This window comes from Lactobacillus sp. 23-2 (genome assembly GCF_044902225.1).
Taxonomy (GTDB): Bacteria; Bacillota; Bacilli; order Lactobacillales; family Lactobacillaceae; genus Lactobacillus; species Lactobacillus absianus.
In genome coordinates this window covers 17,919-18,225 of record NZ_JAOQBX010000017.1, presented here as the reverse complement: position 1 = coordinate 18,225, position 307 = coordinate 17,919, and the positions used below count along the sequence as shown (strand labels likewise).

The window sequence follows — 307 nt, the reverse complement described above, 5'->3', positions numbered from 1 at the left end:
TTTTTCGTAAATCAGCCGTAGTTAGGTACTTTCCGGGGCTCATTTTTCGCAAATCAGCCGTAGTTGGGTACTTTCCGGGGCTCATTTTTCGCAAATCAGCCGTAGTTGGGTGTTTTTTTGGAAAAAATCCCCAAAAAGTCCCCAACTAAGTCAAAAATCCTGCAACTCATCCCCAAAAAGTCCCCAACTAAAGCTAAAATCACGAAACCTATCCCCAAAAAGTCCCCAACTAAAGCTAAAATCACGAAATCCATCCCCAAAAAGTCCCCAACTAAAGCTAAAATCACGAAATCCATCCCCAAAAAGT

Annotated in this window: 1 protein-coding gene; it reads right to left on the bottom strand. The window is 42.0% G+C overall.

Going from position 1 to position 307, the window contains the following annotated elements; genetic code table 11:
• Positions 1 to 95: 95 nt before the first annotated feature.
• The coding region (locus tag OCH80_RS07060; protein ID WP_404539330.1) for a hypothetical protein at positions 96 to 307 on the bottom strand (212 nt) is incomplete at its 5' end.